Consider the following 12563-nt stretch of genomic DNA (forward strand, 5'->3'; position numbering starts at 1 on the left):
TTCCTAAAGAGTGAATTCTTCGCTTTCGTAATAAGAGTTCCAATCAAATTCATCTGTGTAATAGTGCATCGCTTCATAGTGAGCCGTGATCATTGCCGCGATCGGGTCAATTTTCTCACGGTTCTTATCTTTATCAATCCTGATTAAATCATTAAACTCTTTGACTATTGCATTGTTTACGGCAATTGTCAGTAAAGGATTGTCAGTGTGAATGATGCGCTTATCATAAACACATAGCCGGAAGTCTTTTGCTGGTGGGGAAAGTCGCTTCGCCCCCTGCCCCACTTCAATTAACGGGTATTCTTCCAGCTCATTCAACACCAAGGAAATAGCATGAGGGTCATAAAGAATGCCTTTAACCTTAAGCTTTTGCGACTTAATTCTATGCTTAATGTAGTCGATGACCTGCTGCTGATTGATTATCCCGGTTTCTTTATCAGTAATGGTGCAGTAACCCCGGTCAGCCATCTCCCTATAGTCAATTTTGTCCCGGCTTATTTTTTGGTCCAGGCCGCCCTTTGTCGCAACAAATGAATGACTGTCAACGTAATACCTTCTTGCCTCGTCATCAAGTGGATAAATCCAGGACGCAGCCGTTAGATCGTCTGACCTTGACATGTCCAGCCCAATATAAACCTCTCGACCGACAAGGTCCGGCGCTTCGTCCACGGCACAGGCGTTCCAATCGTCAATAGAGATAAAACTTTCTTCACTCACTTGCCGCCACACATTAAAGTTTTTCACGTATAAAGCATTTAGGTTCCGCTGCTCTTTTGCGGCTATCAAGTCCATCTTTAATGACTCCATGACGGTTTCGCCAATCTCTGGATGCTCCAAGATAGGGTTTGACTTTATCCATGTTTCTGGGAGCTCCGCCTCTTTTTCAACGTCGTCCTGTTCATAAATAGCTATGAAATAGTCATCCATGGACCGCTCTTTTCTTAAAACCTTTTTCAGCATTTGAACTTCCCTATACATTGGGACGTTTGGGTTTAATCCTGCTGTGCTGATAATTGCAAGCAAGCTATTTTTTAAAGCGATCTGACCCGATTTTAAAAGGTTGTACATTTTCAAATCTTGACTTTCGTGCCATTCGTCTATGATTGCGACTGTTGCCGCAAATCCGTCTCCCGTAGACGTATCAGAGGAAATGGGATATGCCGTGCTGCCTGAATACAAGTCTTTTATTTCAGCGTCTAAAATTTTGACTCTCTTTTTCATGGCTTTTGAACCATTTGTCAATGTTCTTATTTGGTCTTTCATATACTCAAAGCCGATTCTCGCCTGTTTTAAGGCATTGGAGGCAAATACAATTTTTCTGTTGCGTTTTGGTGTTTCGCAGAGGAAAAACTCATTCGTTCCCATCGTCGAGACTAAAAACGTTTTCCCATTACGCCGGGCCTTTGTTATTAGTGCTCTTTTAAATCGTCGGTTGCCATTATCTTTTCTTTTCCAACCAAAGATACTTCCAATAATCCATTTTTGATATGACAACAATTCTACCGGTTCACCAGTCTCAGGGTTTGGCAATATTTCAGTAAAGTCAATTCTTGCGTTTGCCTCTTCCACATCAAAATAATAGTTGAAAGGTGCAAGTTTCGATCTTTCCAAATCCTCCATATGCCTTTTGCAAGCAAGAACGATATACTCACCCGCAACAATCTCGCCGCTTATAACCGCTTGGGCATATGCCTTTACATGATCAACCATTCTTACCACGGCTTTTCATGAATTTTGTGATTGGGTCCTCTTCGCCCTCATCGTCACCCAAGCCAACAAGACGCAGCCTTGAGTCTAATGAAAGCCCTAACTGACCTGCTATTCCGCGTATCTCTTTTGACATGCTATTCATGATATCAACGGACGGGTTTTTCTTTTTGACAGGAAAGCCTTTGCTGTTTATTTCTTCGATCGTTTGACCGTTTTCGTTAATGTCATTTAGCGCTATCCTGTACTGTGCGTAGCTGTTACAAAACAGAGCAAAGAGCGTCCTGTCTAATTCTGATATTGGCAGCTCGCTGAGATAAGGGTATATTCTTTCCCATTCATTTTTCGCCATTGTCGAAAGCCAGTAGGGTGGTTTCTCTTGCAATGGCGTAAAACCTTTTAATTTTTCTTCCTGCTGCTGCCGTTTCTGCAATTCATCTTTAGATATTTGTCCTTTTAGTGTTTCCGTCATTTGTTTTCTTCTCGCCAATAAAAACCACCACCTTTCAGCGAATTTCCGCACTACTGATTTTCAACAAATGAACGCATAATAAAAACGCCGATCAACTTATGCTGGATAAGGGATCAAGCGCAAAGAACTCATATTCAAAAACGGCTCAAAATAGTAAAAATCAAAATTTCATTTCAACAAATTTTACGAAGAAGAGGGGGCGCCGATACCCAGGAAAAATTTTTTGGTACCCGGTTAAAGTTCGGGGGGACTTCAGTCGTCTTTTTTGATATTTATTGTAGTTAATGAGTGAAAACAGCATGCAAACCAGAAAATAAACCACGATGTTAGATACGGATGCTCAAATATTGTCTGCATTACCTTCTCCTTTCCCAAACGTGACTTGGTTATGATGATACTGACATAGCACCTCAAGATTATTTAAATCAGTACGTGCCTGATCATCGTTTAAAACGTCTCTAAGCTCTTTGAACTTGTGATGGACTACTAACCTATGAGACTTATTTAAACGTCCCTGTGAGGCACAGACGGCACAATGATAGTTGCTTTCTCTAAGCTTCTGTTCACGAAGAAGCTTCCACTCTCTCGAATGGTAGTAAGAATAGAGTTCATTGTTCTCCCTGTTGTATCTCACATCTTTGTTGTACTGCTTGTCAGCATAGCCCTCGTGCTTCTCACAATAGCGCTGTGCCCAGTCCACATAGTTACGGCAGGCTGGCGCGTTACATCTTTTTAACGGCAGAACTATCACTTCCTTTCCTTTTAACAACTAGAAAAATATAACACTTCAATTCCCAAATACGATATAATTTAACCAGGAGGTGATAAATATGGCTGATATTACTACTAAACCAACCCCTATTCAGCGTAATCCACTGGATGTTGCAACTGAACTAACACAGTTACATATTAGAAAGTTTGAAGTTGTAACAGAAGAGGACATTGCTAATACATTCGCAAAATACTATGCTTTAGCTGCTAAGCTGAATAGAACTCACCCTGATTCCTTAGTGAATCTTATTCCTGAAGAAATCAAATCTAAGTTAAAAAAATAATGACTCGTGCCATCTATACCTTATGGTGTAGATGGTTTCTTTTTTAAATTTATCACTCCTATCATATTCTTTCTAAACTGCCACCGTACTCAAGCCGTTAACCGCCAATAGTCTATCCTGAGATTTACCGGAAGCAGTTTACAGAGAATATAAAAACCCTTCAGTTAGAAGGGTTCTTTTGTTCGCTTTTATTTAAATTCAGATAATACCATCCCATGTTCTTTCCTCTTAAATTTTGAATCCTCCAGTAATATAAATGAAATTTTTTTACACTATGACTATCTTTAATGATTGTCTCGTTTTCTTCCTCTTTAAATGATCTTACACTTTTATATTTCATCCGTTGTCCTGTTTGCAATTGATACCAAACATCTATTCTTTTAATTCCATATTTGCGATTAGTAACATTCTCATGAGTTATATCCAGTGGGATATAAACCTCATCATCGGGAAGCATAAATGGCAAAGATGTTTCTATTATACTCTCATCATCGTTACCTAATTTTATTTTAATGTATCCACCTGTAATAATACTTTTCCCAACAGTCCTTACCTGTAAATAGTTAAATCTAGATACATCAGTGAAATTCTCATCTTGATCTAGTCTTTTTCCTATTATAAATTTCTCTAAACTCTCGTAGCTCTTTGGCAATAATAACTTGGACCCCTTCTTTACAAAAGGAGCATTTTTAAGATGGTATTTTCCTGTTATCTCATCCATCACCATAAAAGTTCTGTATTCAAACTTAACTTTATGATCTTCATTGATTCTACCTAAAATAAAAGTAATAAATGGTACTATAATAGCTGCTGCAGCTGTTAATGCGGTGGGTAGTACACCGAAAGTTTTTATAAGTTCGTCCACACTGTTTCACCTCCCCCTTATTATCGGTGAAAGCAGTAATTAAAGGAACTATTTGCAGAATTTGTCGAACAAAAGCACCCTTCATAACTAGTAGCAGTCGTAAGACAAAAAGCACCCTTAAAGGATGCTCTTTGTTTATTAATAACTTTAGTTCCAGTTTCTTATAAACCCTTTGCCGCCAGTTCCTCTATGCTCTCTGAAGTCCAAAGTATATTTGCATCCAAATTGCATATAAGCGTTGTTTGAAAGTTGATCGAAGACATAAACTCCGCCAGTATTCATTTCATCTAATCTTTTAATGCCATTCCCACAGTCTTCATATAATAAGCCCTGAATGTCGCCACCATTTACCCCAGTTTGAATAGTCCATCTGCCGTACTGACCAATACCATTAACAGTAATTTCTCCTGTACCTTGGACACTTTTAGATTCCTGTCCTGCTGCAAGAGCACCGTCAGCACCCACAACTAACATACTAATTAAAAGGCCAAACGAGATTAACTTCTTAACCAATTTACTCATCTCCTTTTCAGAATGTAAATAAAATATACCATTTAACTTTATATTTTCCAGCTACTTTTTTACCATTTTTCGGAATTTGTCGAATTGTTCACTAAACCTAAAATAACCTGAGGTTTTTACATAAAAAAAACAAAACGCCCTCCCGATTAGGAAAGCGCCTGTCGATTTATTACCTATTACCATAATACATGACTGAAAACAAAATGGTGTGCCGTTATCGTGCCAAATTTGTGCCAAAATTATTTTACTGTCATTCCTCTACTCAAAAGAAACACCATCCTTTTTACAAATCTCAATACATGCCTTTTTGATCTAAACGTGAACCTGTTGCTCCTCTGCTCATAAATGTTCACCTCCTAATACGTGATTGTAAAAGTTATCAAACCATACCTTTTTGTTCTTTCTTTGATCCAGCACCTCTACTCATTCGGATCACCTCCTGTAACACGATAATATCATTTTCTCCATTTTCTAACATTCATTTCTATCAAACAGAAGCACTTTCCTGCCTCTTCTTGTACACTTCTTCTCTTAGAGCAAACGCTAGTCTGTAGAAAGCTTTTGCCTTCACTCGGTAATAGTTGCGATGACTCATATTCATTTCCGTATAAACTTCATAATCACACAGTTCTTCCGGCTGCATATAGAGCATGACAATGATCTGCCGTTCTCTTTGAGTAAGCCGGTTAACAGCCCTTTGGATCCTTTTTAGAAATTTATCACGCTGAATCTCCCAATCAAGACGTTTTAATGCTGCATCTTCTGTCGATGAATGAAATTCATTCGTAATACTCGGCGGAACAATGCTATAAGCTGGTGTAACCTTTGGCAAAAAATCATCTGGCACCTGTAAGAGATATAACCGGTATTGATCAAGCAGCTGCTCTGCTTTTGCTTTAGTGGCTTCTTCGTCAATCTGAGGCAGGTTTAATGTCATTTGATTCATATTTACCTCCTGATTATTCAAAATAAAAAAGGACACCGAACAAACAGCGCTATTGCTGTAAGTTCAGTGTCCGCAGGCTTTCCGTCTTGGACTATTATTTAGTTCACAAAAAATTAACATAAATTTACTTGGACAAAGTTCCCAAACAGTGTGATAATACAGGTGTATTAAAAATAAAGGGAGGATTTCAAAATGAAATTAAAAAAAGTTTTAACTGGTTCCGCCTTGTCTCTAGTTCTACTAGTTTCTGCATCACCAGCTTTTGCTGAAAGTCCTAAAGTTTCAAGTTCAAACAATCACGCAATAACAGCGCAAGACATAGAAACTATGAAAGTCGGTGGCTGGAAATCCCGTGATGTTATCCCTAACATACTTCCCTTCGCCCCTTATAAATGGTACTTAAAAGATGCATGGCTAGCAAGTGACGGAACTTGGACAGCCCTTTATGCACGACCTCTTTAAATTTAACAGAATGAAGCTGCCAACGGACACTTAACTAAAGCATTAGCGCTGTAGGTTCAGTGTCCGCAGGTTTTCCGTCTTGGACTTGTATTCAATTAAACAATTCACCTTCGTCCCATTTAAAGCGGGTGACCTTGCCTTGATTTGTAATTATCTTTGTTTCCCCATATGGGGGGAGTGGGATCATCCTTGCAGCTCCATTGGATAGAATAACCGCAAAACAATCGTGCTGTTTCGTGTCTATGACAAGTTTATCTCTTTCAATTATATGATCTAAATTGATTAATCTCAAACTGTTTCCCTCCTTTTAATCCGCTGCTCGTATGCCAACAAATAAGCGTTCATTTTATCCTTAAATCTTTCCTGCAAATAAAAATTAAGCGCCTGTTCCGGATCCTGCAGTTTTATGGTTTTCTTCTCATAAACCAAAAACTCTATCAGCAGAATGAGAGAATAATAGTTATGCCGCAGCGCTTCGCGATACCAATCTCTAACTGTCAAACCTGCGCTCCAAATTTAAGAACAATCCATATTCTTTAATGAACGCCAATGAGACAGTACCAACAGGACCGTTTCTCTGTTTTGCAATAATGATTTCGATGATGTTTTTACTTTCGCTTTCCTTGTCATAATAATCGTCCCGATAAAGAAACCCAATGACATCCGCGTCCTGTTCGATTTGCCCTGATTCCCTAATATCAGACATCATTGGGCGCTTATCCTGCCGCTGTTCAACGCCCCTTGAAAGCTGACTAAGAGCAATCACACAAATGTCTAACTCTCGGGCCATATGCTTGAGCATGCGGCTTATTTCGCCTATTTCCTGTGTTCTGTTCCCCCTATGTTTTGCTGATCCTGTAATCAGCTGCAAATAATCAATAATGATCAAGATATCTTTGCCGGCATACTCCCGTTTCATTTTCCTTGCCTTTGACCATATTTCGTTTACTGTGACGCCTGGGCGGTCAAATATTCTTAGATCAGCAGAACCAAGAATACCATTTGCTTGTGAAAGCTTGTTCCAGTCATTCGCTGTCAAATTCCCCGTACGTATCGCATCTGCATTAATATTTCCAAGAATTGAAGCCATTCTTTTTAAGAGCTGCTTACGTGACATTTCAAGAGAGAAAATACCCACTGCGCCGCCGCTATATTGATTTAATGAACTCCCCATAAAATTAGCCGCAACATTTAAGCAAAAAGCAGTTTTCCCGACAGACGGCCGAGCGGCAATGATGACCAATTCTTGCTTTTGAAAACCCGAAGTCATTCGGTCAAGCTCTGCAAAGCCGCTTCGCATACCCGTAATTTCCCCTTTTGGGGTCGCTAGCTCTTCGTAAATGTCTAATAGGTCATTTTGTATTGCACCGTCCTCTTCATCGCCTGTAGCGTCTTCTAAGCGCATTAAATTGGATATGCTCGTTTGAATAGTTGAGGACACATCTTCATGAGCGGCATTTTGCTTAATTTCCTCCGCGATCTTGCTCATTTCTCTTTTTTGCCAATACTCAAATATAAGCTTTTCGTAAAAGGAAATATTGGCGGTAGTCGGCACCGACTCAGTTAAGTCGGATAAATATTTGTGCCCGCCAACGCTGCCTAAGTTGTCACGTCCTACTTGCTCCACGATTGCAACCAAATCTATCGGGATCCCTTTAGAATCTAGTTCAATCATCGCAGCTAATAGATTTCTATGTTTGAACTGTGATAAATGGAGCGGCTTAATGCGACTGTCTTTTATTAGCTCAGGTTCTAAAAGGAGCGCCCCTAAAAAGGACTGCTCCGCATCTATGTTGTATAAAAATTGGTTCGTGTCCATTTAATCACCGATCCCAAGCATTCGTCTGATTTCTGCTTTTGATTTCTCTATGGATGCCCGCTCTTGATCTGTTAGCTCGTTAGGAGCAGCCATTTTCGCAAGATACTCTTTTGTTTCCTCTACAGAGGGAATAGCATTCATCCGGTCAACTGTTGCAGGCTTTGCATTCAACAAGTCTGCAACCTTCGGCGGAAACTTATTCAATCGGCAAAAGTTGATTAGATTGCGGCGTACTTCCTCGTATTCAGCTTCCTGCAAAAGTTCATGCCAAGAATCAATTTTTTCTTGCGTAATCTCAAAATGTTCAAAGTATTGCTTGATAAGAGACATAATTTCGAAGGTTTGTTTTTTAATCATCCAAATTAAACTCCTCTCCTTTAGGTATAACAGTTCTCTTTGCTGTCTCCTGTTCTTTATCACTCTTAATCTTGGTCACAAGCCTATCAAACTGTTTTCGAAGGCTGGATGGACTTAGGATATTGGTTTTCCAAAAGCTGTCCTGTTGTGACCACCTAATTAAGTATTTGATTTGTTTGTCTGTCCGTTTATCTCTTTCTCGGATTAACCTAAATTCATTAGCCCATTTTTCAAGATTGGGCTTTTTAGCATCGGGATTATTTTTAAGAATTTCTTGAAACAAAAATTCCGCATTCTCCATGTCGCAAATTTCATATTTGAGACGAGAAGTATTTATATTCTTTTCATTCTTTACATTCTTATCATTCTTGATTGTGTGTTTTTGTGTCGCTTTCGTGTCGTTTTCGTGTTCGATCACTGTCTTTTTTTCTTCCTCTGAATCATGGTAAACCCCATAATTCACAATGGTTATAAGCGTTTTTTTAGTGTCTTTTTTAAAATCAATCATTTCATCTTTCCGTAACAGGTCAAGAAATTGCGTTACCTTGGTATTAGACCATGACCAACGCTCACCAAGTTTACGAATTGAGGAAATAAATTGACCTCTCTTCACCTCGTAAAGCTCATTCCCTAGAACGAATTTATTATCTTTATGACTGGCCATCATGAGTAAATCGAGCCAAGCTTCATATTTAGAAAACTTCCTTTTCTCTTGATAAATCCAGTGATCTTGAACACTCCTATGAAGCTTTATCCAACCAATCATTAGAATCACCTTGCTTACTTGTAAAAATTCAATTCATCGCTATAAGCCACTTCTCCCATGAGATAACGGAAACCGGCAATAAACCCTGATATAAAAGCATCCTCGCTTTCATATGCTGCTTTTGTTGAACAAGCCTCGTCAAAGTCCTGCAAAAGCGGCTTTAAGTCTGCCGGCAGCTTCTCGCTTAATACTGCATAAAGCTTATTCATTCTGTCGTTTGCTTTAGTTGTTTTTTGTGACCATTCAACATTCTCTTTGTCACTATCTAATGGCTCATGTAAAGCCTTCGTCGCTATCAATTTGAGCATAGTAACCATGCCAGCATCATAATACTTACCACATACAGTCGTTTTATTTATATCCGCTCCGATCTGTTCACCAATAGCAGCTATTTTAGTAGGCGTACCCATTAATTTCATAATTGAACTCTCCCCTGTTTTATTTATTAGATTGATATTTTCGTTAAGTCGTGGTATTGTCTATCTGAATAAATCAAGAAAAAGTGCGGCAACACTATTTCTTGACCGTATGTTTGACTCTTACATCTTAGAGTAATGTGAGATTTGGCCGATCCTTCTCTATTGAGGCGATGCGGCCATATTCGTCTTTTTCGGCTTTATACACCGGAATTGGTTCTTTAATAACCTCATGTAATATTTTTGAAGTATCAATCTCCCCGCTTATGATTCGATCCATTACACCTCTATAGAAAATATCAAAGAAAACATCATCATCTGGCGACTCAATATTTTTCACAAATACCTCAAGCATGAACCTATCAAAATCTATTTCATCCGGCATATTATCAATTGTGCTTCTCATTTCAGCCGCTCTTTCTTTGCTATGATCTATAGACAGCAGAGATAAAAAATCATTCTTTTTCATTTTCCAGAAACCCATTGACAAGACTAAATGCTTTTCAAGTCTTTCTGGATAAGAGGGACTTAATTTAACTGCTTTTTCAATTTCTTGCTTAATCTCAGCGATGGAATTTTCGCCCATTTCCCCTATAGATTCATTCGCTTCCTCTAAATCCTCAAGCTCGGCTAAAATAGACCACAAGCGCTTGCGATATTTAGAAGCGGTGATTTCTCCGCGATTCATTTCCCGCTGTAATCGTTTGATCCACACCAAGGCGTTATATGGACTATATTTTGAAACGGACATAATTTTATCTACGTTGAAAAATTTACGTAGGTCATGACTCACTTTTTCAGGAATATCCGCCTCAGTCATGCCAACAAACAAATACATCAAATTAGATTCCGCGATATGATCAACACCACGCCAAAAGGCTTTGTATGTGTCATTGATGAAAGCATGAAATTCCTTCGTTACATGATTCACTTCTACTTTTAAAGCTTTGAGACGACTATAAAACTCAAATTTATTCATATTCTCATCCTCCTAAATTAACGGCCGCCATGTTTTAATCCATGCCTTAGCATCCTCAAAATCTAACTTTCTCAAATCCCTGTATGAAGGCACTGCGAAAGCGTCCCTAAAATTGCGGTAAATACTTGAAAATAGGCGGCGTGTCCCCTCTGGGCTGTCATCGTATCTATCACGAATTTCATAAACACGTTTTTTAATTTGCTTTTGGATAACATTTTGTTGAAAGGAGTCGATACTCAAATTGTCTTCAAGTTTGCCTAAACGTTTGTCTTGTTCATTCTGTTTTTGCTCAAGACGGATCATGTGTTGTAACTGTGGACTCAACTGCGAATAACCAGTTTGTAAGTGGTGCTCCATTTCATTAAATCTTGTAACGTATTCAGCTGTGAATAACACACCTTTTTCTCCCGTCATTTTATTTGCAACCATTTCACAGCCTTTTTTTGTTAGAAGATAATGAGGTCTTATCTGTCCTTTATTGTCCTGATAAGTCGAAGGAACAAAGAAATCTAACGCCCCCAAATTTGGGTTGGTTGAAATAACATCAATATATTTCTTGATGTCCCTCAAAAGATGGTCGTGTCGTTTGTCTATATATTCAGCAACGTCTCGACTGTCCATGAGGTATTGTCCGTTTGATTCGATTAAATTTAAAGTGTTATTCAATTTATTTCCTCCTATTGGTATAATGTTCCTATCTATTTAGATAGGGGGTGTTTATCCAATGACTCAAATACCTTATGCTGATACAAACAATTCTTTATCGGTTGAAGTTCATTTAGAGCATGCTGCTGATGTATTTCTTGTAGACAGCATCAATTTTAAAAACTATAAAGCTGGACGAAGATTCAAATACTATGGTGGGCACTATACACGAACACCAGTAAATATCTCAGTCCGTGGTGCTGGAAGGTGGTATCTAATAGTCCGTGGCGGTGGACGATATCGATACCGCTTCTATTAATCTTCTATAAGGCTACCGGTATCTACTTGGTAGTCTTTCCCTAAAAAAGCATTTGCTTTCATATGCTCATATACTTTTTCCATGCAAGCTTCAATATTGTTAATAGTCAAGCCCTCTTTTGTAACAAATTCAATAACGTTACATATAAACTCATCTTCGACGCTTTTTCTAATAATTTTTTTCACGCCTTCCACCTTTACTGCTGGGATCGAATTATTTTTATTATTCATGTTGTAGCCTCCATTCTTTCTAATTCCCTGCATCGGACTTCAATTATTTCTAGTTCCTCAGCCTCGCACATATGTACGCAGTATTCTGTTCCTGCGCTGACAAACTCAAGCATCACACGGCCTTTTACAGGCTGTGTCTTTTTTGCTATTTCAAACTTCAAGCCTGAATTATCACTTGGATTTTTTGAAAACGCGAAAAGCGGTCCGCTATTAAACAAAAAATCTATGAATTTGTAAGATGCTTCAATATCTAAGTCCGGTTCCGGGTTTATTATTTGAATGTCATTCAACTTCAAACTTTCATTCATTTTCCCACCTACATTTCTTATAGATTGGTATTAATTTCTTGGTTGTTCTGAAAGCCATTTGAGTAAAAACTCTTTGCATTGTTTTTCTGGAAAGAGCCATTTCTTTCCGACACGATATTTCGGAAATCTTTCATCATAAAAGAAAGTCTCCTTGATAAAATTCAGACTCATATTTGTTTGTCTACATAGCTCTTTCATATCCCAAAAGGTGTATGAATCTCTGGCCTCATTCAATTTCTCTTCAATTTTTTGAATACAAAGCTGCTTAATTTGTTCTTCATTTACTTGAACAGATAACACCAAATCACTCCCTTATGATATAAGCGATCGTTCCTTTTTAGGAACGACAGGTTCAAAAAAATAGGCGATCGGTACGCCAAAATGAAAATGCATCTTTTTTGCATCCTCTAGAGAAAAGTCTCCTCCAAAACCATTTAACTTTTTACTAATAGTGTTAGGCTTCACTTTTAATAAAGCTGCCACGTCTTTGTGCTTAATTTCATTTTCTACAAAATATGCTTTGATTTTATTGTATGGTTGTCTATTTCTAGTTTCCAAATCACCGCCTCCTTCCGTTCCGATTAAGGAACAACTCAAATATAAAACACTTTATTTTCTGTGTCAACAAAAAATGTTCCTAATATGGAATCATTTTTGGATAAAATGTTGCATTTAAGGAACACATATTATAAAAT

General features: G+C 38.3%; 21 protein-coding genes. 3 read left to right on the forward strand and 18 right to left on the reverse strand.

What is annotated here, in order from left to right; genetic code table 11:
* Positions 1–3 precede the first annotated feature (3 nt).
* From MTN95_RS01060 to MTN95_RS01070, 3 genes are all read right to left on the reverse strand, one after another.
* Entirely contained in the window at positions 4–1710 is a 1707-nt protein-coding gene (locus MTN95_RS01060; RefSeq protein WP_248336654.1) for a terminase large subunit, read from the reverse strand.
* Positions 1703–2197: a phage terminase small subunit P27 family gene (locus MTN95_RS01065; RefSeq protein WP_248336656.1), complete on the reverse strand. Its 495-nt coding sequence runs from the start codon at positions 2195–2197 to the stop codon at positions 1703–1705. The genes MTN95_RS01060 and MTN95_RS01065 overlap by 8 nt, the downstream gene beginning before the upstream one ends.
* Before the next feature lie 322 nt (positions 2198–2519).
* Positions 2520–2930, reverse strand: coding sequence for an HNH endonuclease (locus MTN95_RS01070; protein ID WP_248336658.1), 411 nt, complete (start codon positions 2928–2930; stop codon positions 2520–2522).
* A gap of 79 nt (positions 2931–3009) precedes the next feature.
* Here MTN95_RS01070 and MTN95_RS01075 point away from each other — a divergent pair, with 79 nt between their 5' ends.
* Complete coding sequence (locus MTN95_RS01075; protein ID WP_146910690.1) at positions 3010–3234, forward strand: hypothetical protein; 225 nt, start codon at positions 3010–3012, stop codon at positions 3232–3234.
* Between the two features lie 160 nt (positions 3235–3394).
* On the opposite strand, the gene MTN95_RS01080 is transcribed toward MTN95_RS01075, so the two are convergent.
* The 3 genes from MTN95_RS01080 to MTN95_RS01090 all read right to left on the reverse strand — a co-directional run bounded on the left by MTN95_RS01080 (position 3395) and on the right by MTN95_RS01090 (position 5567).
* The gene (locus MTN95_RS01080) at positions 3395–4099 is read right to left on the reverse strand and encodes a hypothetical protein (protein WP_130572385.1); all 705 of its coding nucleotides are present in this window, start codon (positions 4097–4099) and stop codon (positions 3395–3397) included.
* Positions 4100–4246: 147 nt separating this feature from the next.
* A complete protein-coding gene (locus MTN95_RS01085; protein WP_248336660.1) occupies positions 4247–4612 on the reverse strand; it encodes a hypothetical protein in 366 nt (121 codons plus the stop codon).
* Between the two features lie 496 nt (positions 4613–5108).
* Entirely contained in the window at positions 5109–5567 is a 459-nt protein-coding gene (locus MTN95_RS01090; RefSeq protein ID WP_248336662.1) for an ArpU family phage packaging/lysis transcriptional regulator, read from the reverse strand.
* A 192-nt stretch (positions 5568–5759) separates the two neighbouring features.
* On the opposite strand from MTN95_RS01090, the gene MTN95_RS01095 reads away from it, so the two are divergent.
* Positions 5760–6029 (forward strand): hypothetical protein, encoded by a 270-nt coding sequence (locus MTN95_RS01095; RefSeq protein WP_019712243.1) that lies wholly within the window; start codon positions 5760–5762, stop codon positions 6027–6029.
* Positions 6030–6120: 91 nt separating this feature from the next.
* On the opposite strand, the gene MTN95_RS01100 is transcribed toward MTN95_RS01095, so the two are convergent.
* From MTN95_RS01100 to MTN95_RS01135, 8 genes are all read right to left on the reverse strand, one after another.
* Entirely contained in the window at positions 6121–6321 is a 201-nt protein-coding gene (locus MTN95_RS01100) for an XtrA/YqaO family protein (RefSeq protein WP_248336664.1), read from the reverse strand.
* Complete coding sequence (locus MTN95_RS01105; RefSeq protein ID WP_248336666.1) at positions 6318–6530, reverse strand: hypothetical protein; 213 nt, start codon at positions 6528–6530, stop codon at positions 6318–6320. Before MTN95_RS01105 ends, MTN95_RS01100 begins: the two co-directional genes overlap by 4 nt.
* Positions 6520–7848, reverse strand: coding sequence for a replicative DNA helicase (gene dnaB, locus MTN95_RS01110; protein ID WP_248336667.1), 1329 nt, complete (start codon positions 7846–7848; stop codon positions 6520–6522). Before dnaB ends, MTN95_RS01105 begins: the two co-directional genes overlap by 11 nt.
* The gene (locus tag MTN95_RS01115; protein ID WP_248336669.1) at positions 7849–8205 is read right to left on the reverse strand and encodes a replicative helicase loader/inhibitor; all 357 of its coding nucleotides are present in this window, start codon (positions 8203–8205) and stop codon (positions 7849–7851) included.
* Entirely contained in the window at positions 8198–8971 is a 774-nt protein-coding gene (locus MTN95_RS01120) for a Replication protein O (protein WP_248336671.1), read from the reverse strand. Before MTN95_RS01120 ends, MTN95_RS01115 begins: the two co-directional genes overlap by 8 nt.
* Before the next feature lie 14 nt (positions 8972–8985).
* Positions 8986–9390 carry a DUF6809 family protein gene (locus MTN95_RS01125; protein WP_248336672.1) on the reverse strand — a complete coding sequence of 135 codons (405 nt, stop codon included), beginning with the start codon at positions 9388–9390 and terminating at the stop codon, positions 8986–8988.
* Positions 9391–9517: 127 nt separating this feature from the next.
* Positions 9518–10366, reverse strand: coding sequence for a hypothetical protein (locus MTN95_RS01130; RefSeq protein ID WP_248336674.1), 849 nt, complete (start codon positions 10364–10366; stop codon positions 9518–9520).
* Between the two features lie 12 nt (positions 10367–10378).
* A complete protein-coding gene (locus MTN95_RS01135; protein WP_248336676.1) occupies positions 10379–11032 on the reverse strand; it encodes a Rha family transcriptional regulator in 654 nt (217 codons plus the stop codon).
* A 58-nt stretch (positions 11033–11090) separates the two neighbouring features.
* Here MTN95_RS01135 and MTN95_RS01140 point away from each other — a divergent pair, with 58 nt between their 5' ends.
* Positions 11091–11330 carry a DUF1883 domain-containing protein gene (locus tag MTN95_RS01140; protein ID WP_017697529.1) on the forward strand — a complete coding sequence of 80 codons (240 nt, stop codon included), beginning with the start codon at positions 11091–11093 and terminating at the stop codon, positions 11328–11330.
* On the opposite strand, the gene MTN95_RS01145 is transcribed toward MTN95_RS01140, so the two are convergent.
* From MTN95_RS01145 to MTN95_RS01160, 4 genes are read right to left on the reverse strand one after another with little or no spacing between them, the layout of a single operon-like run.
* A complete protein-coding gene (locus MTN95_RS01145; protein ID WP_017697530.1) occupies positions 11327–11560 on the reverse strand; it encodes a hypothetical protein in 234 nt (77 codons plus the stop codon). The genes MTN95_RS01140 and MTN95_RS01145 overlap by 4 nt on opposite strands.
* The gene (locus MTN95_RS01150) at positions 11557–11868 is read right to left on the reverse strand and encodes a hypothetical protein (protein WP_248336678.1); all 312 of its coding nucleotides are present in this window, start codon (positions 11866–11868) and stop codon (positions 11557–11559) included. The genes MTN95_RS01145 and MTN95_RS01150 overlap by 4 nt, the downstream gene beginning before the upstream one ends.
* A gap of 30 nt (positions 11869–11898) precedes the next feature.
* Positions 11899–12168, reverse strand: a complete 270-nt coding sequence (locus tag MTN95_RS01155; RefSeq protein ID WP_019712253.1) for a hypothetical protein — start codon at positions 12166–12168, stop codon at positions 11899–11901.
* A gap of 12 nt (positions 12169–12180) precedes the next feature.
* A complete protein-coding gene (locus tag MTN95_RS01160) occupies positions 12181–12426 on the reverse strand; it encodes a helix-turn-helix domain-containing protein (RefSeq protein WP_041056152.1) in 246 nt (81 codons plus the stop codon).
* Positions 12427–12563 lie beyond the last annotated feature (137 nt).

This window comes from Bacillus sp. 2CMS4F, assembly GCF_023161785.1.
Taxonomy (GTDB): domain Bacteria; phylum Bacillota; class Bacilli; order Bacillales; family Bacillaceae; genus Bacillus; species Bacillus halotolerans.

Excerpts from the sequence above, each read along its gene's own strand:
- MTN95_RS01060 (WP_248336654.1), bottom strand. The coding sequence starts at position 1,710 with ATGGTTGATCATGTAAAGGCATATGCCCAAGCGGTTATAAGCGGCGAG.
- MTN95_RS01075 (WP_146910690.1), top strand. The coding sequence starts at position 3,010 with ATGGCTGATATTACTACTAAACCAACCCCTATTCAGCGTAATCCACTG.
- MTN95_RS01090 (WP_248336662.1), bottom strand. The coding sequence starts at position 5,567 with ATGAATCAAATGACATTAAACCTGCCTCAGATTGACGAAGAAGCCACT.
- MTN95_RS01095 (WP_019712243.1), top strand. The coding sequence starts at position 5,760 with ATGAAATTAAAAAAAGTTTTAACTGGTTCCGCCTTGTCTCTAGTTCTA.
- dnaB (WP_248336667.1), bottom strand. The coding sequence starts at position 7,848 with ATGGACACGAACCAATTTTTATACAACATAGATGCGGAGCAGTCCTTT.
- MTN95_RS01115 (WP_248336669.1), bottom strand. The coding sequence starts at position 8,205 with ATGATTAAAAAACAAACCTTCGAAATTATGTCTCTTATCAAGCAATAC.
- MTN95_RS01120 (WP_248336671.1), bottom strand. The coding sequence starts at position 8,971 with ATGATTGGTTGGATAAAGCTTCATAGGAGTGTTCAAGATCACTGGATT.
- MTN95_RS01125 (WP_248336672.1), bottom strand. The coding sequence starts at position 9,390 with ATGAAATTAATGGGTACGCCTACTAAAATAGCTGCTATTGGTGAACAG.
- MTN95_RS01130 (WP_248336674.1), bottom strand. The coding sequence starts at position 10,366 with ATGAATAAATTTGAGTTTTATAGTCGTCTCAAAGCTTTAAAAGTAGAA.
- MTN95_RS01140 (WP_017697529.1), top strand. The coding sequence starts at position 11,091 with ATGACTCAAATACCTTATGCTGATACAAACAATTCTTTATCGGTTGAA.
- MTN95_RS01145 (WP_017697530.1), bottom strand. The coding sequence starts at position 11,560 with ATGAATAATAAAAATAATTCGATCCCAGCAGTAAAGGTGGAAGGCGTG.
- MTN95_RS01150 (WP_248336678.1), bottom strand. The coding sequence starts at position 11,868 with ATGAATGAAAGTTTGAAGTTGAATGACATTCAAATAATAAACCCGGAA.